The organism is Paenibacillus qinlingensis, assembly GCF_013204845.1.
Lineage (GTDB): Bacteria > Bacillota > Bacilli > Paenibacillales > NBRC-103111 > Paenibacillus_E > Paenibacillus_E qinlingensis.
The window spans coordinates 337,907-358,697 of sequence record NZ_JABMKY010000003.1 but is presented as its reverse complement, the minus strand read 5'-3'; the positions used below and the strand labels follow the sequence as shown (position 1 = coordinate 358,697).

The following is a 20,791-nucleotide window of genomic DNA, read 5'->3' as shown; positions in this document are numbered from 1 at the left end:
GAGTCGGGTTTTTATAAGCTGATAAATAGGAGTTTTACGAATGACTACTTTTCTTAAGGCACTTAAACAGCTGCCTACGCGCGTAATGATTGTGATACTTCCTTTTGTATTGATGTGCATGGTTGAATTTTTGGAGAGGAGCACTTACAAGGAGTTTCATCATTGGATGACATCGTATCCGTTGGCCATGGTGCTTGCTTATTTCGTTGTAGGATCTTTGTATTTGTTTCTCATCGCTATTACTGGTCGTTCTAGGCTGTCGTTTTGGCTCTTATGTGCCATTTTGTTGCCACTTGGGGCGATTAGCGGCAGTAAGTTAAAGGCGATTGGTGCACCTTATTATCCATGGGATCTATATTTTAATAACCAACTTATGGAGTATAAGAAGTTCTTGAGCGAATATTTTACGAATCTTATTGTTACCTATACCCTGCTGTTTATCATTATTGTGGCTTGTCTGTTTCATCTCATTTTACGCAATCGTAAAATGAAGTTTCATTGGATCGAACGCTCTGTTTATGGTGTAATCGCTGTTGTTCTCGCAACTAGTCTTTATGCAGACAAACCTCTTTCGTTTACAAAACTATATGGGGTTTACACGGTCCCCTGGGATCAAACGATTACCTATGATGAAAATGGATATCTGTACGCTACTGTTCAAATGCTTAATTTTCTAAATGTAGCGAAACCAGATGGTTATAGTAAGAAAGCAATTACTTCACTTTTAAACCAAATCCCAGATAAACCAGCAACGAATGATAAAAAACCAAATATTATTGTGATGCTCGGGGAGTCATTTTTCGATCCAACGACGATGAAAAACGTAACTTTTAGCCGTGATCCAATTCCACATTTGCACGAGTTGCAGAAAAAATTCACAAGCGGCAAGATGTTATCTCCTCAATTCGGGGGGAGTACAGCAAATGTTGAATTTGAGGTATTGTCGGGGAACTCGATGCGATTTTTCGGGAGATCACCTGATGAAATACTTCCTTATATTGAATATATGAATCATGGTGTCGACTCCTTGGCGAGTATTACGACAAGACAAGGATACACGGCAACTGCGATTAATCCATTTTTCAGTTATTTCTTTGACAGTAGAAAAGTATATAAACATCTTGGTTTTTCCCGGTTCATTTCGAGTGAATATTTCCCGAATGATTTCTCAGGACCCAATTATGCGGATCATGCCGTTGTGAACAAAATTATTGAGGAAACAGAAAAAAGCGCTGGGCCTGATTTCATCTTTGCGAATACGATGGAAAATCACCACCCTTACCCTCCCGATAAATTCAGTAAAAATACGATTCAAGTAAGTGGTGATATTTCGGCAGAATCGAAAAGCATTTTAGAAACATATGCTCAAGGCATAACAGCGACGGATCAGGCCCTGCAATCTCTAGTCGATTATTATTCCAAAAAGTCAGAACCGACGATTATTTTATTTTTCGGTGATCATTTCCCTTTCTTTGAGAAAGATTATAAAGTATACCGCGATGCCAAATATGTGTTACCTGATGACCCTGAACTGTATACGAAGACACACTACACACCTTTTGTAATCTGGAATAACTTTGTGCCAGCTGATCAAGAAAAGCTGAATCTATCATCAAGTCCTTCTTTTTTGGGGCCGATGCTGCTGCATTTGGCAGGTGTAAAGGGAAGTTACTATACGGATTATTTATATGATTTATCCAAGAAAATACCTGTCATTCCTCCGCAAGACATGTGGCCGGCATATAACATTCAGGCGAGTGATCTCACTGGTTATGAGAAGTTGCAGTATGATAATCTTTTTGGGGGCAGGTATGGTTATGAAGCTAAAGGCTACAAAGATACGATTGTTCAACCCACCTATACACTAGGATACGGTGATCCTATCATTTCAAAGGTCACGGTAGCAGACAACAAAATTAAAGTAACCGGTTCACCATTTTTTTCCTCGTGCAATGTGTATATTGATGGGCAGGAAGTTAAATCTAATTTCGATGGAAAAGATACGCTGTACGTTGATATCTCATCTAATCCTGTGATTGAACTAGGTAAGTCGCAGCAAGTTGAAGTACGTGTTTATGATGATAAAAAGATGAAAATCGGTCAATCAAATCTTTATCCATTGCCATCGTCATGACAAAAGCCCCCTATGAATAGGATGAAGCATATCCTACTCATAGGGGGCTTTCGTGTGATGAGGAGCATTCCACCAGCTCATGTTCATTTCTTCACAACGGTTACTTCAGAAGAATTAGGTCATCATCATCTATTGCGACTGTACACTTTTAATGTAAACGGTACTTCTTACGACCAACATGTCCATCAATATCAAGGTATTTCCGGGATTAAATATGGTCATTATCACGCTTTTTATGGCATTACCAGCCCGCCAATTGCTGTAGCGAACGGGGCCCATATTCATTTGCTCCAAGGTGATCTGGATCTGAATCTGTACAACACAGGAAGACGAGGTGCACTCGCAAAATCCGCTCAAATGGAAGGGATTATTGTACAACTCCATCAACATGCTTATCAAGGTTATTCGTCAGTAGGTTTTGGATATGAACCTTGGTAGCTTATTTCGTTTCAATACGAATCGCCCAATTGAAAGTAAAGGTCGCCCCTGACTCCAAGGTTTGTGCACCTGAGATTTCAGCAGGATAGGATTCATTGAACACGTTCATGATGCTTGTATACGGTTCAAGTGACACTGCGTTGCTCCATGGTGCTGTGAATAGAACGTGAATTGGGAATTTGTCCCCCATTTCAAAGATAAGTTTCGTGTCGCGTGCCTCGTACTCAATCTCACATACTTGCGACCCAGGAACGATGCTGAGCATCTGTGAACCACCCGGATAACCTGGCAGCGATGTAACCTTCGCGCCGCTCTGTAAGGCCTCTGTGAGCGCTGTCGGCACAGGCTCCCCAGCCGCAAACCCACCCGCGGACAGCGGCCATTCTGTCGCCGCGGGAATGGTTACCCGCACGCGGTCGGCCTCGCCCTCCGCGAACGCGAAGTACGGGTGAAAGCCAAGCGAAAGCGGCATGGTATTGCCGCCTCGGTTGGCGATTTCACCGCTGAGCGACAGCGTACCGTCCTGCAGACGGTACGTAAAGCGGAAGCATGCGGCGTGTGGGAAATACGCCAGCATGTCCGGTGTCTCCGCGATGTCAAACTCCGCGGAGACGTAAGCCCCGCCAGCCGCGTCCGCGCCGCTGGCGACGACCTTCCACGGCCGCTCGCGCAGCTGGCCGTGGGCGTGATCAGGCTCCCGATTCGCCGGGAGCCGGTATTCGCGGCCACCGAAGGTGAAGGCCGCCTCTCTTACGCGCCCCGGCGGGAACAGAATCGGCACGCCGTATCGCGATGAATTGATGCGAAGCTCCGACAAGGCGTCGGGCTTCGCGATGTAGCTGTGGTTCCGCACATCAAAGCGGAACAGGTGTAGACCAACAGCCGGAATAATTTCGGCTACGGCTTCATTCTGGTGGTCGACGAGTTGGAGTGTCGACTCCCCTTCCCATTCACTATGTATAACTTCATACTGGCTCAAAGATGAATCCCCCTTAGTTGATGTTGTCTTTCTGAATAGATTGCGTTGTATGACTAAACCGATTTCGGGTTTGATAATAGTTATAAATCATTATGATGCCAAGCACAAGAATTAAGCTCGTAATTAAGCTTCCTTCTGCCCCAAAAGCTCCACCAGAAATGAAAATTGCACCTTTCGTTTCTGTCGTAATAAGTGAAGACATTGGAATTCCTGAAACATCAAAACCAAATACACAGCCTTGCATAAAATTCCACGCTAAATGCAGTCCTATGGGCATCCATAGGCTCCCTGTAAACTCACGACATAACCCCATTAAAAGACCCGCCAAAAAGATATTAATAAAAGGTAGTGCCGTAGTCCACATTCCGGGATTAAAGCTATGCAACAAGGCGAAAACAAGCGTTGATACTCCAACAGCTATTTTCGGCCCGAAGCGATTTTTCACAAGACCTTGTAAATACCCTCGTGCAAATAGTTCTTCGTTGATCGCTACGCCAATAAAGAGAAGAAAGCTCCCGCCTATCGCATAACCCTTCGATAAACTCCATTCCATCTGAACGAAATGGATGCCTCCGAATACCCATATCACTATAGTGCTCAAGGTTATCAGCACGCATCCCCATAGGATTCCCTCACCAAACCGACGGCGGAACTGAACAGTTTGCAGCCCTAATTTCCATCCCTTTTTACGCTCAAATGTATAAAACCCCAAGCAAACTCCACTAATGAAACCTACAATCTGTGCCCATAATGATGCTTTAATAAAAAAGGGATTATGAGTAACAGCCTCCATACTCACGATTAGTTCAGGGTTTAGCCTTACGGCTAGAACAGCTGCAGCTATGGACAAAATGACCGTGATGACGATGATGAAAATGAGGGTTAGCAGAACTTTACCCACAATCTGGAGGATTGGAAATATTATTTTCTTTTTAACCTCGATATCGCTTCACTCCTTTCATAAACCAACAATTCGCGAAATCATGCCCAAATCCTCCCATTTATTAGAAAGGAATCTCTTGTGCAAACGATTACGTCATGCCACAATAAGACTATCTATTGACATTACCTAAGGGGGAACACATGCTTTTTGTTCTTTTTGCACTTTGGTTTATCGCATCAAGCCTACTTATTGTAGATCCCGCTTCACGTACCATGCGTTGGATGAGCGCAATTGCTTTTACTGGCGGTTCTGGAGCCTTAGCAGCTGTCATTTCAGCGGATATCATCCCCTATTTTCAGCTGACATCACCAAATCCAGCATTAGTTTCTTTCTTTTACCGCGTAATGAGCATCTGTTCTTTGCTTTCTTATTATGGCTTACCTTACGCTTTCGCCATGCTATCTTTAGCTTATCATTCCACTTGGCAGAAGCCTCTGCTACGTACATGGTTACCGCTTGTATTGCTAGTACCGCCAATAGCTTGTCTGATCTTATTACCAGGGTATACCGAAGAAATGCCCATAGAATTTCGAGTAGTTGTGACCTGGGTTTTCCCATACATCCTAATAGGTTCCTTACTGATTGCATTCAAAAAAGAACATCTCCCGGCCATGAAACGCACTCATTTATTCACTTGCCTAGCACTTTTACCACCCATACTTTGTGTTGGCGTACTCAATTATGTTTTACCTAGCTTCGGCTTCTATCGACTTTGGATCTATCATGTGTGGATTTTGGCCTTCGTGGTCCCTTTCTTTGTATTTACGTTCTTCAAATATGGGTTTCTCGGTATTCGGCTGCTCATCGAGCGCCGTAAGTTGGATTCAACACTCCGAGCCATTACGTCAGGTACGGCTATTCTTAATCATGCCATCAAAAATGATGTAGGAAAAATGCGTTTATTCTTGGAAAAAATGAACCAACACGCAGCTGATACAGGGCAAACAGAGCTAATACAGGACATTCATGTGGTCATGAACGCCTCCAGGCATATTCAAGATATGATTAGTCGCGTACATGAACAAACGCAAGAATTGCCCCTGCGCATATCACAGGTTGACGTTCGTCAGTTGCTGCAAGATGTGCTAGAACCTCTTGATATCTATTTAGGCAAAATTCAAGTACATGTAGAGCTGCCAGATCACCTCGAACTTCAGTTGGATCACATCCAAGTTTCAGAAACATTAACGAACATCCTGATGAATGCCATTGAAGCGATGAGCAGCGGCGGGGAGCTTTCTATTAAAGCTTTTTCGAACAAAAAAAATAGTGTACTTGAAATTAAAGATACAGGCATGGGCATGGAGAAATCCGTTCTTAAGCAAGCTGTAGAACCTTTCTATACGACAAAAAGTGGCAACCGGAATAATTTCGGGCTCGGTCTAGCTTACTGCTATAGCGTCATGAAAAAGCACGGCGGTAGTTTGGAAATTAGCAGTGAACCCGGTAAAGGTACAAGTGTATATTTGACTTTTCCGGGACAGCGGTAGATTTGCAGAAGAGAGGAAGTTACAGGAATGGATGCAATTCGCATACTCATCGTGGAAGATGATCTGGACTGGTTGCGAGGTCTGACGGATTATTTGAATCGGCAAGGAGATATGATTGTCGTGGAGAGCCGATCTACAGCAGAAGAAGCCGAGGCATTGTTTAATGAGGCCACACCTTCTGCTGATGTCGTACTTATGGATATTATGCTTCAAAATGAACCCGCGGGCATTAGTCTTGCGGAGCAAGCCTTCTTATCCTGGGGAGCCAAAGTTATCATGTTAACTTCGATGGAGGAGAAGGATTTCATTTTCCGATCCTTTCAAGCAGGGGCAATCGATTATCAAATAAAGTCGCGGTTCGAAGAGCTTCCAGGCATTATTCGGGCGGCGCATGCCCGCCAGTCCGCTATTAATGCAGCTGTTTCTGAACAGATGCGAGAAGAGTTCCGCAGACTTAAACGTCTGGAGCAGCAATTCAAGATCAAAGAGGTGCGCGATCTCATCACTCCAACGGAGCTTCAAGTGCTTGATATGATCGATCAAGGTCATACGCAGACGGAAATTGCGAATCGTTTCTTCATTTCATTACGAACAGTTAAAATTCATGTTGGGCATATTTTGAAAAAGCTCGGGAGCCCGAGCAGCAAGGATGCTGCTCAGCAGCTACGAAATTTAGGTATTTTTGAGCGGGGTTCTTCACAAAAGGATATTGAAATCAAGAAGGAGAAATCTGACTAGTGGATATCTCGCTTCTTGAATCTTCCCCCTTTCACATCGTGGATATTGCCAACTGCAAGAAATGCTTTAGGGTCAAGTCCATCCACGATTGATTTCAACTTGGCTTCTTCCAACCGTGTAATCACGCAAAAGATGACTTTCTTGTTATCTCCAGAGAATCCGCCTTCACCTTCCAAATAGGTGACACCGCGTCCTAGGCGATCCAAAATTGCTTCGCCAATTTCTCTAAAGTTGTCACTAATAATCCACACCGACTTCGACTCATCGAAGCCTTCAATAGTGACATCAATCATTTTATAAGCAATAAAATAAGCGATTAACGAATACATGGCACGGTCCCACGTATAGACAAATCCTGCACTTCCAAGGATGAATAGGTTTAAAAACATTACGATCTCGCCGACCGAGAAAGGAATTTTTTTGGAAACGAGAATCGCAACGATTTCTGTACCATCTAGTGATCCCCCGAAACGTATAACCATCCCCACGCCAATACCAAGAATGATCCCGCCGAATACCGCGGCTAACAAGGGATCGTTCGTAAGTTCCTTCACAGGATGAAGCAAAGCCGTTCCTGTCGACATGACAAGAATAGCGAAAAGCGTAGATAAAGCAAATGTTTTACCAATCAATTTATAACCGATGAATAAGAAAGGAATATTTAATAAGAACAAGAACACACCAATCGGTCCATGCGTCAAATAAGATAAAATAATCGAAATTCCCGTAATGCCTCCATCGATAATTCGATTAGGCACTAAAAAAATTTCTAACCCAACAGACATTAAAACGGCACCAATGAATAAGAACAATCCACGACGAAAAAACGCACTTTTTGTCATTTTTCGGTGTTGAAGTTGCATAACTGCTTCTCTTTTTAGTTGCATTTGTTCTTTTGCCATACGAGAGTCCCCCTATCTTATCTACTCTTTATAAGTATTCTTGATATAGCCACGATTTTCCTGCAATCTATCTATTTTTCATAGAGATACCATCGAATAATGTCGAAATGCATGGTATAATATCAGATGTTCAAAGGACTTTTAACTTATATTTGTACAGGAGAAACTATGAAACAACACATTGAACGATTATTATTAGTAATCCGGCCAAGGCTGCCACTTTTACTCCTTGCATTAATCCCTGTTCTGATCATGGAAATCTTGAGCCGCGGAAACTACATTGAAATGATGTCTTGGAGCTTCAAGCATATTCTAGAGCTTCTTTTCAACGAATGGATCGTAGTAAGCCTTCTCTTGTTATTCGTTGCCATCATCGGGCGCACTCGAATCGCGTATTGGGTGATTGGCGGTTTCCTGATCATTTTGGCCCTTATTAGTGGCGTAAAACTCAAAATACTTGGCGTGCCTTTGACGCCGTGGGATTTAGTAGTAGCAGGCGAAGCCTCCGATATGGTGAAGTATTTATCCAACATTTTGACTTTTAACGTTTTATCTGTCATTCTCCTGTTTCTTGTTGGCAGTTACTTCATCCTCTACCGTACAACCATGTTTATTAAAAAAGTAGCTTTAAAAGAACGGGCAATTCTTGCCGGAATTGGTTTAGTTATGTTTTTAGCTGTCTATACCGATCTACCACTGCCTGTTCAGAAGTGGTTTGGCATCGAGGCAGCTGTTTGGAATCAAGTGCAGAACACCAAAACAAACGGATATGCGTTAGCCACAGTTTTGAATACCAAAGCCATGTTCTCGGATCACCGGGAAGGCTATGATGATAAAGCTGTAGAAGCCATCGTGAATGCATCACCCACACCACCAGTGAAGGCTGGTGATTCTAACACAAAACCAATTAAACCGAACGTAATTGTTATTCTAAGTGAAGCTTTCTGGGATCCAACCATTATCCCTGGCGCGAAGTTCGACAAAGATCCAATTCCTTTCTTCCATAAACTACAGAAGACTGGAACGAGCGGAACGATGCTTTCACCTCAGTATGGCGGCGGAACAGCCAATGTTGAATTCGAAGTGCTTACAGGTAACTCCATGCGGTTCCTACCACAAGGTTCCATTGCCTATAATCAATATATTTCAAATGAAGTCGATTCATTAGCGAGTATTTATGCACGTCAAGGCTACACTTCGACTGCGATTAGCCCATTTTATAATTGGTACTTCAATAGTAATAAAATCTATCAAGATTTCGGCTTTTCCAAATATATTCCGATTGAGTATTTCAAACCGACCTATTCCGGTCCTTACATCGCAGATAGTGAAGTTGCTGCTAACATTATTCATGCAACTGAGCAAAGTGCAGGCTCTGATTTCGTGTTCGCGAACACGATGGAAAATCATTTTCATTTCTATCCAGGTAAATTCCCGAAAAACGAGTTTAATGTAACAGGCAACTTCTCCGCTTCTTCCGTGGGGATGCTTGAAACGTTGGCCCAAGGTATCAATGGGTCTGATAAGATGCTGAAGGAATTAGTGGAATACTATGAGAAAAAAGGCGAGCCTACAATTATTGCTTTCTGGGGCGATCATTTGCCAGCTCTTGGTGATGACTACGCAACGTATATAGACACGAAGTATATAAGCGGTAAAGATGATCCTGATTTCTTGAAAAAAATGTACAGCGTCCCGTTGGTCGTGTGGAATAATTTCGACGATGAGCGGAAAGACAATTTGAATATTAGCCCTTCTTTCTTAGGACCTTATCTAATCGAACTGTCGAGGCAACAAGGCAATTATTATACAAACTTCTTAACGGAATTGGCTAAAAAGTATCCAGTCATTCCGCCAAAGGATCATTTTGCTGAAATGAACATAAAAGAAGATGATCTCAAAAATTACGAAACTTTGCAATATGATATTCTTTTCGGTGATCGACACGCATACAAAAACTATTTAACACCGATTATTAATCCTAAATATATGCTCGGTTTCGGGCCAATCACGTTAGATAAAGTAGAAGCTGACTCACAAGATATATCTGGTCGCACGAGTTTAACACTTACGGTAACCGGAAATAATCTTCCCCCTCTGGGTTATGTAACTTTAAACGGCAAAGTAATACCGACGACTTGGAAAGACGAACATACAGCTACCGCGTTAGTTGAAGGTCCTTTACTCAAAACAGGCCTTTGGGACATCCAAGTACAAGTCAAAGACTCCAAAGAAACAATTGTAGGCAAATCGAACTCCGTATCCATTGATATTGGCGGTCGTTAAGAAGCATTGGAGGAAGCCCCTGATTCTCATACTTGAGGATTGGAGGCTTTTTCTTCATATCCTGCTGTTTGAGAAAAAATAAGAGCTCATCCCATGATGGGACGAGCTCTCGTGACTACCTCTATAAATTAAAGATTAATGATTTTACCCGTAGCTTCGGATTCAAATGCTGCAAGAATGACTTTCAAAGCTTGGTAACCCTCTTCACCAGAAATGCGAGGTGGTTTGTTATCTAGAATACTCGTAACAAATTCGTTGACAACACCGCTAGATGTTTGTTTCTCATTCGTTGCTACTTGACCCACTTTGTAACGCTCAACCGTACCGTTACGAAGCTCAACGATTACTTGATCGTTAGGGTCTGTATCAATTTTGATAACACCATTCTCACACCATAGAACTGTGGAGTTGTCTTGACCTTTGTAATACGTCCAGCTTGCTACTAGGGAACCCGTAGCTCCGCTTCTCATACGAAGCAAGCAAGTCGCGTTATCATCAACGTCAGTTCCCTCTTTGTGAAGGGTACCAACGAAAGCTGCTACTTGAGCAACTTCATCATCAAGCAACCAACGGATAAGATCTGACTTGTGTACGCCTAGATCGCCCATTGCGCCCATAATGGCTTCTTCCTTACGGAAGAACCAGCTCTCACGACCATCAATGCTCCAACCTTCAGGACCAGGGTGACCGAACGACGTACGGAATGTAAGAACTTTCCCAAGCTTACCTGACTCCAAGATTTCTTTCGCTTTCACATGTGGAGGCATTAGACGTTGGTTGTGACCAACCATCAAGAATACGCCATTTTTCTTCGCAGCTTCGATCATTGCCTCGGACTCAGCAGCTGTTGTAGCCATTGGCTTCTCAACAAGTACGTGTGCGCCAGCATTAGCCGCGGCAATGGAGATTTCAGCGTGAAGGTAGTTCGGTGTACATACGCTAACTGCATCAACTTTCTCAGCTTTCAACATATCAACATAGTTGCTGTATGCTTTACCGCCATGCAATTCAGCGTAGTGCTGTGCTCTTTCGATGATCGGATCAACGAATGCAACTAGCTCAACATTTGAATTGTTTGCGTATTCTGGGATATGTCTATGTTTGGAAATGGATCCACAGCCAATGACGGCTACTTTAATTTTACTCATGGGATAAATGCTCCTTCAATAATAAGAATAAATTAGTTATGAACGTTCAAATAATGCTCTTTAACCCAGTTAAAGCTGTTTTCGATACTCGTTAAAGGTGCCTTCTGGCAGTTATCTTGTTCTACAACAAGCCACTCTGCGCCAGCTTGCTCAGCAGCAACGATAACTTTATCTAAAGGAACATCGCCTAAGCCTAGCTCCAACGTAACTAGTTTACCATCAGCATCCTTCGTGAAATCTTTGAAATGCACCAAAGGAAGACGTCCTGCATATTTGGCAATGTATGCGAGCGGGTCTTGGCCTGCATATTGTACCCAACATACATCCATTTCGACTTTAATTGCATCGTTATTAGCATACATCGCGTCAAAAACGAACTCATCTTCCACTTTGTAATGGAATTCGAAGTCATGGTTGTGATAAAGGAATTGCAATCCTTGTTTTTGTGTCTCAACTGCAAGTCCCTGACACTCAGCAATTAGAGATTTCCATTGTTCAACATTCTCACGCTCTTCCGCACCAACATACGGACAAATCGCATAAGTAGCGCCGATTGTTTTCAAGTAGTCGATCTCACCTTGGAAATTATCACGGAATCTTTGCAAGCTAATGTGGCTTCCGAAAGCTTTCAATCCAAGCTCATCGAGCAAACCTTTAAGTTTATCTGCAGGCATGTCATAATAGCCAGCAAACTCAACACCCTCATATCCTAACTTCGCAACATGGCGAAGTGTACCTTCCATATCACGTGCCATATCATCTCTCAATGTGTACAATTGAAGTCCAATTCCTAAACGTCCCATTTGTTCTCCTCTTTTCTCATAGTGAAATCAATTATAGTAACCTTGGCCTTAGTATACGCGAGATTAGCCTATTATGACCATTCACGATATAATTAAAACATCTCTTATTTGGCTACGAAAGGCGAAATGACATGGAAGCTGAACTATTAACTTGTGGGTATTCTTTTCATATGGATCCGTTTTATAACAGTAATAAATCCGGACTGCTATATTATCTTTTTCGACTACAGACAGAAGGCAGTTGTGAAGCCCTTGTTGATGGCCGTATGATCCAGATAGAAGCAGGTCATCTGCTTTTGTATAAACCTGGCGATCCCTACGAGCTGAGAATCGAACAGGCAAAGACGCAACCTGATCAGAAAATCGCCAGCGGCGACTATTACTTATTTTGCAAGGGTGATTGGATTGATGCATGGTGGAAACGCAACAACAAACCAACTTGCATGCGCATTGACCTCGACCCCAGATTGATCTCACTTTGGCGGCAACTAAGTCTTGAGAAGCGCAGAATGGAAGATGAGAATCCCGAGCTAAGCGGTTATTTACTCCAAGCTCTGTGTCTTTATCTTGAACGTGCAGCAACTGAAACGGTGCAGGGGCGCCCTTTCACGGGCACTCGTATGAAACGATTTATTGAGGCACATGCTACTGCAGCGTTCAAAATTGAAGATGTCGCAGATCATGTAGGACTTAGTATCTCCCGAGCTGTCCATTTGTTCAAAGAATATTTTGGCAAAACAATGATCCAATATGCCACAGAAGTACGCCTATCCAGCGCCGTTGAGCGTATGCATGATAGCTCCATGTCCTTAGAACAAATTGCGCTTAGCTGTGGATTTGGCTCTTACCCTTACTTTCATCGTGCATTTAAACAACGTTTCGGTACGTCACCTAAAGCCTATAGACAAAACATGCAGCACACTTAACACGCTTTAGAAAATTAAATTCACACAATATTCAATTTTTCTACCTATTGTATGAAACATTTTCAGCCGCTAAATCGTATTATCTATATACGAAAATACATAGCAATCTCTTATTTGTCTTAAAATTGTAAAACTATTTTAAGGTTCTATTAATAATAATCCGATATGCTAGTACTATATCCAATTCTTAGGATGGTGGAACTCATGAAAATGTTTATAACGATTCATAACAAACCTGTACCCGTATACTCCGATGAGAAAAATAAAAAGAAGTTCAATTTACTGAAGTCAGCACTTGAGGCCAAAGTCACCAAAGGTAGAGCAACACTCAAGAAATGTCTGGATTCTATCATCAGCATCGAGATTGTCGGGTGCGAAGCGATTCTTCATTCATTGAATGAACGAGATTCGTTGGCACTATCACTTTACTAAAAAAAGCCTGAAATCCTTTGATGGATTTCAGGCTTTTTTTTGCTTATAAGTACTTCTGCTCTACAATGTTAAGATGATGCTGCGCATGACCTGCGATCACATAGGCAATGGCGCGGGCAGAAATAGAGAATGTATTCGCTGTCCCAAAGCGTGTCCATGCTGCTTCTGTAATTGTAGGCAACAGCGCCAACGTAGCTTGTCGCACCGCTTGGAAATCTTTCACCAAGTCAACTAAGGCCACATCATCGAAAGACGCATTGGCAATAAAAATATCTTGATCAAAGCCAGGTAAATCCGTCGTGTCCCCGCGAGCTATTCGCAGTAATCGATAGCTCATAATTCGCTCTGTATCCGTGATATGAGCCAGTACTTCCTTCAAACTCCACTTCTCTGGAGCATAACGTGATAACGCCTGTTCTTCCGTTAATTGTGAGAATAAGGATAGGAGTGCTTTTTCTTGATTGTTCAAAATGGATACATAGTCTCCTTCGGGCACCAGCCCGATATAACCCGTGTAGTAGGATGAATATTCGTCATGACTTGGTCGTTGCAGCATGTTAGAATTGTCTCCCTTCACTAATATGATAGTTTGAGTCTATCTATCATATCGCAAAATTCCCAAAAAATGAATCTCGCTTTCACTCTATTCACTTTGACCAACTTAAACACCCCATTCCCTGATTAGGAAATGGGGGGAGATCTATTACTGTTGCTTAGCGTTAAGCAGCCAGATTTTGCTCTGGAAGTCGTCTTGCAGACCAACGACAGGAATACCGGCGTATAACAGATGATCGCCGGGGAACAGCCCTTCTGCGCCTTCGATTTGATAATCGAAGTCAGGGTTGAGTCCTTTTAAGCGCAACGTCTTCAACGGCGCATAAGGTTGTGCAAGCACTCGGATGAACACAACCATAGCTTGTGTCTTGTCCTCGGAGACAATCATCCACGCGGTGTCGTTCCCCTCGAACGGGCTCAACAGGCGATACATATCGCCAAACTGAACAAGAGGTCGAAGTTGTTTGTAGTCGGCAACCTGACGTTTGACGAGCTCCTTCTCTTCTTCTGTGAACTTCGTCAGATCAAGCTCATAGCCGAAGTTACCCGACATAGCCACATGACCGCGAGTTTCCAGAGACGTGATGCGATGAACTTGATGATTAGGTACCGCAGATACATGCGATCCCATGGAACTTACAGGGTACACGATACTCGTCCCGTATTGGATTTTCAAACGGCATACAGCATCCGTATTATCGCTCGTCCATGTTTGCGGCATGTAATACAGAATACCTGGATCGAAACGTCCGCCACCACCGGAGCAGCTTTCAAACAAGATATGCGGGTATTCGGTCGTAATGGCTTCCATTACGCGATACAAGCCAAGCATGTAGCGATGCGCCGTTTCTCTTTGACGTTCAGGAGGCAAGGCAGCCGAGCCAATCTCCGTCATATTCCGATTCATATCCCATTTGACATAAGTGATCGGCGCACTGCTTAGAATTTTACGCAGCATGTCCATTACGCCATTACATACCTCTTCGCGTGAAAAATCAAGTATCAGCTGCCCACGACCTTCGGTACGCCGACGATCTGGTACATGCAAGCACCAATCTGGATGCTTACGGTACAAATCACTCTCTGGCGATACCATTTCAGGCTCAAACCATAAACCGAATTCCAGTCCTAGCTTGTTCACGCGTTCTACCAAATCTTCAAGTCCGTTAGGCAGTTTCGCCTTATCGACAACCCAATCTCCAAGTGAAGTCGTATCGTCATTTCTTTTGCCAAACCAACCATCATCCAATACGAACAGCTCAATACCAAGCTCTTTTCCGGCACGAGCAATACTCTCAATTTTATCTGCGTTAAAATCGAAATACGTCGCTTCCCAGTTGTTGACTAGGACAGGTCGTACACGATCACGGAATTCACCGCGGCAAAGTCGCGTACGATATAGGCGGTGATAGGATCTGGACATCTCACCAATCCCTTGGCCGGAGTACACCATAACAGCCTCAGGTGTTTGGAACTGTTGTCCTGGCTCTAGCAGCCAGCTGAAATCAAAAGGATTGATTCCGATGGAGACACGTGCAGTTGCAAAAGGATCGACTTCGGCGTGCGCTGCGAAATTCCCGCTGTATACGAGATTAAAACCATACACATCTCCGTAGTCTTCATTGGCATCTTTAGCAAGTAAAGCGACGAATGGATTATGGGAATGACTGCTCGATCCACGTCGGCTTTCAACCGTTAATTTCCCTGGAGCCAAGGCTCTTCTTTCAATATGACGCTCACGCGCCCAACTTCCTGAGAGCTGCAACAGATCCCAGTCAGCATGTGGAAAGTCTACATTCAAGCTTAATGCTCGCAATAACTTAAGTTCAGCAGTTCCCTCATTAATAAAACGAACAGAACGTGTGATAGCCGCATGATCGGCGAAAATCGTGTACGACAGAATGGCTCGCAAGCCAGCTACTTTGTCAACAAGCTCAATTTCAAGTGTTTCTGCTTCATGATCTGCTTCTACATAAGTAGATGGTAAGCCTTCTAGAACTGGCTTGCCTTGCACGATACGATGCTTGTCATAGACAAGCTCAGTAATCGTCGAACCATTAGGTTGTGCAACTTGATACGCCGGCTCACGGAAATCGCTTGTCCCATAAGCAGGGTATTCCTGTGGGAGTGTATCAAAAGAGATCGTTTTATTATCCTTAACCGGATTCGGGCTAAAAGAAGCTCGCTCCTTATATTGAATCACCGTACCGAGTTGACCAGATCGTATCGAGCGGCCCCAGTACACGTGGGCTGGATAGGAACCATTTATAAGCTGAATCACGTAGCTCATATGATTATTCTGTAAATGAAAAATACCTTGTACAGGTTCAAAAGAAATCGACATTATAAATCCCTCCTATTCTCTATTATCGTGTCCTGAAAGGAACAAAACTATGGAGAAACTACACCTACATATGGAGGAATGTCGTTTTTTAGCAAAAAATAGAACTAAGACCTCTAAATGGTCTCGGCTCTATTTTCATCAACATAGATCAATTAACCGTACTTATACGTCATCCCATGACCGCCCTTCGGATACACCCAATCGATGTTGTAAGAAGGACACGCAATGCGGCAGGTACCACATTCAATACAATTTTCAAATGCTACAGTCGTGATCTTAAGCTTTTTTTCCCATTCATACACATCAGAAGGACAGAAATAATTACAGTCCTTCGTCACACAATTCAAGCAGGTTTGTTTGTCTTTAATGACAAGGTGGGATTTATCATCGCATTTGTAACGAATGGTGAACAGTTTATCTGAAATATCACTTTGGCTCATCCGTTCATCGCCCTCCATCCCTTATAGCCCAGCTTCATCAAGTTGACCGTACCGCCTGCGGCATTCTTGATAAGCTTCATGGCCATTTTTTGCTTTTCTGCTTTCGTAATCCCATCCACGAGGAACATGTTGTACGCCGCTTCGTTTACAGCACGTGGCAGTCGATCGAACAATAATTCAGGATCCTGCTCTTTCAAAAATTGGTGCATTCCCTTGTACTTCTGTAAATCCTTGTGTACAAAGGATTCTTTGATTTTATTATCATAGAGGTGCATCGTTGGGGCTGTAAAATCCCCGCGAGCTTTCGCTTCGATAATAGCCTCTCCGGCCAAGCGGCCCGAGGTCATGGCGAGATTTGTCCCCTCCCTGTGGACAAAGTTAATCAACTGCGCGGCATCACCACAGACACACCAGCCGTCACCGGATAGGGTTGGGATTGAATGAAAGCCCCCTTCTGGAATGAGATGACCGGAATATTCCTTGGTCTCCCCGCCTTGGATCAACTTCCGAATCATCGGATGCTGTTTAACCGCATCAAGTACCGCGTATGGCTTCACCTTTTTATCCCGCAAATGGTTGACCATCACACCGACCCCTAGCGAGATCGTTTCTTTATTCGTGTAAAGAAAGCCCATCCCCGCCATTCCAAGCGAGGTTTCTCCCATAAATTCGATGGTGACACCTTCGTCTCCCTCAAGTCCAAAGCGGTCCTCAATCTTCTCTCGTGGCAGCGCAATTACCTCTTTGACAGCTAAAGACACCTCATCCGGCATCCATTCCCTATGAATCCCCATCGCTTTACCGAGCAAAGAGTTAACGCCATCGGCAATGACAACAACATCCGCATACAGATCGCCATCATCTCGGTCAGTTCGGACACCTACAACTTTATTACCTTCACGAATAACGTCCAGCGCGACGGTTTCGTAAATCGGGATCGCGCCTGCTGCTACCGCTTTTTCAGCGAACCACTGATCGAATTTGACACGCAGACCCGTGAAGCAATTGTAAGGCTCCTTATAGGCCTCATTGCGATGGCCAAACGTGACCATGGACTCTTTGCCCATCATCCAAATCCGCTGTTCAACAATATAGCGCTCCATCGGAAAATTCTTCTCCGTCCAAAACTCAGGAACAAGCTCCTCGATTTGCTTACGATAGAGAACACCGCCAAAAATATTCTTAGCGCCCGGAAACTCGCCTCTTTCAAGCAGAACAACTGATAACCCAGCTCGTGCCATTGTTAACGCCGCTGCCGCTCCAGCAGGACCACCGCCAACGACGATGGCGTCGAATTTTTCATTCATTTCGCTTCACTCCTTTCTCTCGCGAAAGTCGCCTCTGACTGCGTCTGTGTAGTGGATATCGAGGCATCAACCACTGAAGACGGGTGAATGCCGAAAAGCGTACGACGTTTCCTGAATTCCTCTGTAATCGCTGGAACAATTTTGAATAAATCCCCTACAAGACCGTAATGGGCGAATTGGAAAATAGGCGCTTTCTCATCTTTGTTGATCGCAACGACGACATCGGCATGACTCATTCCGACCGTGTGCTGCACGGCGCCAGAGATACCGATGGCGAAATAGAGCTTCGGCCGCACCGTGGCGCCCGTCTGCCCCACCTGATGCTCGTGGCTGATCCAGCCCGCATCAACGGCAGCGCGTGACGCGCCTACGACACCACCGAGCGCGTCCGCAAGCTCGGCGAGCAGCTTGAAAGCATCAGGCCCGCCAAGTCCGCGGCCTCCAGCAACGATAATCTCGCAGTCCTCGAGATTGAGCTTCCCTGTTTCGCGCAGGAACTCGAGCACCTGCGCATCAATTTCTTCTTCCCGCATCGTAGCTTCGATACGGATGATCTCGCCTTGGCGCTCCGCGTCCTTCGGCAGCGCCTGGAATACACCCGCACGCGCTGTCGCCATCTGCGGCCGGTACTGCTTACAGAGGATGGTAGCCATCATCTTCTCGGAGAAAGCCGGCCGGCTGGCCAGCAACAGCCGCGATGGCGGCGGCTCCACGTCGAGCTGCGTCGTGTCGGCCGTAAGCCCCGTGGGCAGGTGCGTTGCAATCGCACCTGCTAAGTCGCGACCTGTCGCTGTCGCGCCGAACAGCACGATCTCGGGCTTCGCATCCTCGATCAGCTTCAAGCAGACCCGGCTATAGGGCCGGGTCCTATAATTGCGAAGCTCCGCGGCTTCGCAGAGGTAAACCCGATCCGCGCCGTAGTGCACGGCTTCATCAGCTAGATGTGCGACATTCTCGCCGATGACGAGCGCCATGAGCGGCGCCTCCAGCTTTGCTGCCAGCTTTTTGCCTTCGCCTAACAGCTGCCAGGACACCTTTTTCGCGATGCCCTCGCGCTGCTCAACAACGATCAAAACCCCACGATACGCCGACCAGTCCGGCATTGTCGGATCCAACTGTTCTGTTTCTCTTGCCATCGTGTCATCCTCCGTTCCCATCTATCAAGCCCAATCTAATAGGCTCTGCATGTCCTTCGTCAATATCTTGTCGGCAAGCTGAGCCGCGCCAGCTTCTGGACTATCGAAAGTGATCATTTGCGTTTTAACCGCTTTGATCTCGGGCACCCATGTTTTGGCAACAATCGTTGGAGAACCTTTAAGTCCAATTTTTGCCCGCTCCAGATCGGGAAAATCCGCCGTCGTCCATACAGTTGGCTTATATCTAGCCGCTCGAATCATGCCCGGCAGTGATGCCCGTCGCACTTTATTCAGTTCTTTCAGTGCGGTGATTAACACCGGCATGCTTGTCTCAACCACTTCAATCCCGTCCTCTAGGAGTCGGTGCACGCGTACTTTACGGCTTTCTTCATCGACTTTAACCACCTTATTGACATAGGTAAGTTGCTCCAAATCCAATCGGCAAGCAACACCTGGGCCAACTTGTCCGGTATCACCATCTAACGTTTGTTTCCCGCAAAAAACGATGTCTACTTGCCCCCACGTCTCTGCAATTTTACGAATTGTGCGAGCAACAACATACGAGGTAGCAAGAGTATCCGCCCCAGCAAAACCACGATCCGTCACCAATACCGCATCATCGGCACCTAATGAAATACATTCCTTGAGTCCTTTTTCTGCTGGTGGCGGCCCCATAGTGACAACTGTAATGCGCGCACCTTGCTCATCCTTAATGCGCAATGCTTCTTCCAAGCCATGCATATCATAGAAATTCACAATGCTGGGAACACCTTGACGAATGAGCGTATTATTCTTGGGATCAATGCGAATTTCTCTAGAATCCGGAACTTGTTTAATACAGACGACAATATGCAGCATCTCTGCACCCTCCTATTTCTGCGAGGAACTGGCTTGCATGTTTGGACAACTGGCCTGAGTGGGCCTATCATCATTGTGAATTTTGTCACGTAAATGTCGATACGTAATCGCTTACAGAGCATTTTATGAGCTTTCGAACAAGCATAAAGATAAGAATCTAACACAGTATATGCGCAAAGGTGCTGAACTTGACTAAAGTCTTGAAAAAATTGAGATACATGCTCAAGTTCGACTGACTATTTCAATGAAAGGCATTTTCTGTGGTATCTACAAGTGGCTTGCCAGCCCTTAAGGACTTTCATTTAGCACACTAATGGGCAGTTCGCTCAATCAGCAAGAACCCCTTCGATTGACTATTTCAATGAAAGGCATTTTCTGTGGTATCTACAAGTGGCTTGCCAGCCCTTAAGGACTTTCATTTAGCACACTAATGGGCAGTTCGCTCAATCAGCAAGAACCCCTTCGACTGACTATTTCAATGAAAGGCATTTTCTGTGATATCTACAAGTGGCTTGCCAGCCCTTAAAGACTTTCATTTAGCACACTAATGGGCAGTTCGCTCAATCAGCAAGAACCCTTCGACTGACTATTTCAAAGAAAGGCATTTTCTGTGATATCTACAATTGGTATGAAGGTAATTCAAAAACTCACTATTTTACACTTAATAATTATTCTATTTTTGAAAAATCTAGCTCACCTCTTGCTCGAAAAGTCATAAATCCTTTTTCCAAAGAAGGCTTCTAGCTCCAGTTATTTATTGTAGATACCACAGAAAATGGTTTCTCTCGATAGATTAGGGAGGAGCACCGTCGGGTGCGTATATAGGGTTGCATGAGATGAGCTAGGTTTGGTGGATTATGTGGGGTGCGTGGGGTGGCGGGAAGTGCGTGGGGGTAAGTGGAGTGCGTGGAGTGCGTGAAGTGAGTGGAGTG

18 protein-coding genes are annotated in these 20,791 nt (G+C 44.5%); 7 read left to right on the top strand and 11 right to left on the bottom strand.

All coding sequences use genetic code 11. From position 1 onward, the window contains the following. The first annotated feature begins 40 nt into the window (after positions 1–40). Together HQN88_RS08235 and HQN88_RS08230 are read left to right on the top strand one after the other, a co-directional pair. Positions 41–2,134 carry an LTA synthase family protein gene (locus tag HQN88_RS08235; protein ID WP_173109962.1) on the top strand — a complete coding sequence of 698 codons (2,094 nt, stop codon included), beginning with the start codon at positions 41–43 and terminating at the stop codon, positions 2,132–2,134. 57 nt (positions 2,135–2,191) lie between these two features. Beyond that, the gene (locus tag HQN88_RS08230) at positions 2,192–2,572 is read left to right on the top strand and encodes a YmaF family protein (protein ID WP_173109960.1); all 381 of its coding nucleotides are present in this window, start codon (positions 2,192–2,194) and stop codon (positions 2,570–2,572) included. A gap of 1 nt (position 2,573) precedes the next feature. On the opposite strand, the gene HQN88_RS08225 is transcribed toward HQN88_RS08230, so the two are convergent. Both HQN88_RS08225 and HQN88_RS38330 read right to left on the bottom strand, forming a co-directional pair. Then, a complete protein-coding gene (locus HQN88_RS08225) occupies positions 2,574–3,551 on the bottom strand; it encodes an aldose 1-epimerase (protein WP_173109958.1) in 978 nt (325 codons plus the stop codon). A 13-nt stretch (positions 3,552–3,564) separates the two neighbouring features. Continuing rightward, a complete protein-coding gene (locus HQN88_RS38330; protein WP_173109956.1) occupies positions 3,565–4,452 on the bottom strand; it encodes a CPBP family intramembrane glutamic endopeptidase in 888 nt (295 codons plus the stop codon). Between the two features lie 182 nt (positions 4,453–4,634). On the opposite strand from HQN88_RS38330, the gene HQN88_RS08215 reads away from it, so the two are divergent. Together HQN88_RS08215 and HQN88_RS08210 are read left to right on the top strand one after the other, a co-directional pair. Continuing rightward, on the top strand, positions 4,635–5,984 hold the full coding sequence (locus HQN88_RS08215) for a sensor histidine kinase (protein ID WP_173109954.1): 1,350 nt from the start codon (positions 4,635–4,637) through the stop codon (positions 5,982–5,984). Between the two features lie 27 nt (positions 5,985–6,011). After that, positions 6,012–6,722: a response regulator transcription factor gene (locus tag HQN88_RS08210; RefSeq protein ID WP_173109952.1), complete on the top strand. Its 711-nt coding sequence runs from the start codon at positions 6,012–6,014 to the stop codon at positions 6,720–6,722. Here the strand turns inward: HQN88_RS08210 and HQN88_RS08205 are convergent. Continuing rightward, a complete protein-coding gene (locus HQN88_RS08205) occupies positions 6,719–7,564 on the bottom strand; it encodes a YitT family protein (protein ID WP_420794160.1) in 846 nt (281 codons plus the stop codon). The genes HQN88_RS08210 and HQN88_RS08205 overlap by 4 nt on opposite strands. A 228-nt stretch (positions 7,565–7,792) precedes the next feature. On the opposite strand from HQN88_RS08205, the gene HQN88_RS08200 reads away from it, so the two are divergent. Continuing rightward, entirely contained in the window at positions 7,793–9,910 is a 2,118-nt protein-coding gene (locus tag HQN88_RS08200; RefSeq protein WP_173109951.1) for an LTA synthase family protein, read from the top strand. 128 nt (positions 9,911–10,038) lie between these two features. On the opposite strand, the gene HQN88_RS08195 is transcribed toward HQN88_RS08200, so the two are convergent. Next, entirely contained in the window at positions 10,039–11,058 is a 1,020-nt protein-coding gene (locus tag HQN88_RS08195; RefSeq protein ID WP_173109949.1) for a Gfo/Idh/MocA family protein, read from the bottom strand. A 32-nt stretch (positions 11,059–11,090) separates the two neighbouring features. Then, positions 11,091–11,861, bottom strand: a complete 771-nt coding sequence (locus HQN88_RS08190) for a sugar phosphate isomerase/epimerase family protein (RefSeq protein ID WP_173109947.1) — start codon at positions 11,859–11,861, stop codon at positions 11,091–11,093. A gap of 131 nt (positions 11,862–11,992) precedes the next feature. Between HQN88_RS08190 and HQN88_RS08185 the strand changes: the two genes are divergently transcribed. Next, the gene (locus HQN88_RS08185) at positions 11,993–12,787 is read left to right on the top strand and encodes an AraC family transcriptional regulator (RefSeq protein WP_173109945.1); all 795 of its coding nucleotides are present in this window, start codon (positions 11,993–11,995) and stop codon (positions 12,785–12,787) included. Positions 12,788–12,991: 204 nt separating this feature from the next. Beyond that, on the top strand, positions 12,992–13,219 hold the full coding sequence (locus HQN88_RS08180; RefSeq protein WP_028554145.1) for a hypothetical protein: 228 nt from the start codon (positions 12,992–12,994) through the stop codon (positions 13,217–13,219). Between the two features lie 43 nt (positions 13,220–13,262). Here HQN88_RS08180 and HQN88_RS08175 read toward each other — a convergent pair whose 3' ends face one another. From HQN88_RS08175 to HQN88_RS08150, 6 genes are all read right to left on the bottom strand, one after another. Continuing rightward, complete coding sequence (locus tag HQN88_RS08175) at positions 13,263–13,775, bottom strand: DinB family protein (RefSeq protein WP_173109943.1); 513 nt, start codon at positions 13,773–13,775, stop codon at positions 13,263–13,265. Between the two features lie 147 nt (positions 13,776–13,922). After that, positions 13,923–16,118 carry an alpha-galactosidase gene (locus tag HQN88_RS08170; RefSeq protein ID WP_173109941.1) on the bottom strand — a complete coding sequence of 732 codons (2,196 nt, stop codon included), beginning with the start codon at positions 16,116–16,118 and terminating at the stop codon, positions 13,923–13,925. Positions 16,119–16,270: 152 nt separating this feature from the next. Then, complete coding sequence (locus tag HQN88_RS08165; protein ID WP_028554142.1) at positions 16,271–16,558, bottom strand: ferredoxin family protein; 288 nt, start codon at positions 16,556–16,558, stop codon at positions 16,271–16,273. Continuing rightward, entirely contained in the window at positions 16,555–17,865 is a 1,311-nt protein-coding gene (locus HQN88_RS08160) for an FAD-dependent oxidoreductase (protein ID WP_173109939.1), read from the bottom strand. Before HQN88_RS08160 ends, HQN88_RS08165 begins: the two co-directional genes overlap by 4 nt. Then, positions 17,862–19,001 carry an electron transfer flavoprotein subunit alpha/FixB family protein gene (locus HQN88_RS08155; RefSeq protein WP_173109937.1) on the bottom strand — a complete coding sequence of 380 codons (1,140 nt, stop codon included), beginning with the start codon at positions 18,999–19,001 and terminating at the stop codon, positions 17,862–17,864. The genes HQN88_RS08160 and HQN88_RS08155 overlap by 4 nt, the downstream gene beginning before the upstream one ends. 24 nt (positions 19,002–19,025) lie before the next feature. Continuing rightward, positions 19,026–19,859, bottom strand: a complete 834-nt coding sequence (locus HQN88_RS08150) for an electron transfer flavoprotein subunit beta/FixA family protein (RefSeq protein ID WP_173109935.1) — start codon at positions 19,857–19,859, stop codon at positions 19,026–19,028. Between the last annotated feature and the right edge of the window lie 932 nt (positions 19,860–20,791).

Bases quoted from the DNA above. Each gene is read 5' to 3' on its own strand.
- HQN88_RS08235 (WP_173109962.1), top strand. From the start codon at position 41: ATGACTACTTTTCTTAAGGCACTTAAACAGCTGCCTACGCGCGTAATG.
- HQN88_RS08230 (WP_173109960.1), top strand. From the start codon at position 2,192: ATGAGGAGCATTCCACCAGCTCATGTTCATTTCTTCACAACGGTTACT.
- HQN88_RS08215 (WP_173109954.1), top strand. From the start codon at position 4,635: ATGCTTTTTGTTCTTTTTGCACTTTGGTTTATCGCATCAAGCCTACTT.
- HQN88_RS08210 (WP_173109952.1), top strand. From the start codon at position 6,012: ATGGATGCAATTCGCATACTCATCGTGGAAGATGATCTGGACTGGTTG.
- HQN88_RS08205 (WP_420794160.1), bottom strand. From the start codon at position 7,564: ATGACAAAAAGTGCGTTTTTTCGTCGTGGATTGTTCTTATTCATTGGT.
- HQN88_RS08200 (WP_173109951.1), top strand. From the start codon at position 7,793: ATGAAACAACACATTGAACGATTATTATTAGTAATCCGGCCAAGGCTG.
- HQN88_RS08195 (WP_173109949.1), bottom strand. From the start codon at position 11,058: ATGAGTAAAATTAAAGTAGCCGTCATTGGCTGTGGATCCATTTCCAAA.
- HQN88_RS08190 (WP_173109947.1), bottom strand. From the start codon at position 11,861: ATGGGACGTTTAGGAATTGGACTTCAATTGTACACATTGAGAGATGAT.
- HQN88_RS08185 (WP_173109945.1), top strand. From the start codon at position 11,993: ATGGAAGCTGAACTATTAACTTGTGGGTATTCTTTTCATATGGATCCG.
- HQN88_RS08180 (WP_028554145.1), top strand. From the start codon at position 12,992: ATGAAAATGTTTATAACGATTCATAACAAACCTGTACCCGTATACTCC.
- HQN88_RS08175 (WP_173109943.1), bottom strand. From the start codon at position 13,775: ATGCTGCAACGACCAAGTCATGACGAATATTCATCCTACTACACGGGT.
- HQN88_RS08170 (WP_173109941.1), bottom strand. From the start codon at position 16,118: ATGTCGATTTCTTTTGAACCTGTACAAGGTATTTTTCATTTACAGAAT.
- HQN88_RS08165 (WP_028554142.1), bottom strand. From the start codon at position 16,558: ATGAGCCAAAGTGATATTTCAGATAAACTGTTCACCATTCGTTACAAA.
- HQN88_RS08160 (WP_173109939.1), bottom strand. From the start codon at position 17,865: ATGAATGAAAAATTCGACGCCATCGTCGTTGGCGGTGGTCCTGCTGGA.
- HQN88_RS08155 (WP_173109937.1), bottom strand. From the start codon at position 19,001: ATGGCAAGAGAAACAGAACAGTTGGATCCGACAATGCCGGACTGGTCG.
- HQN88_RS08150 (WP_173109935.1), bottom strand. From the start codon at position 19,859: ATGCTGCATATTGTCGTCTGTATTAAACAAGTTCCGGATTCTAGAGAA.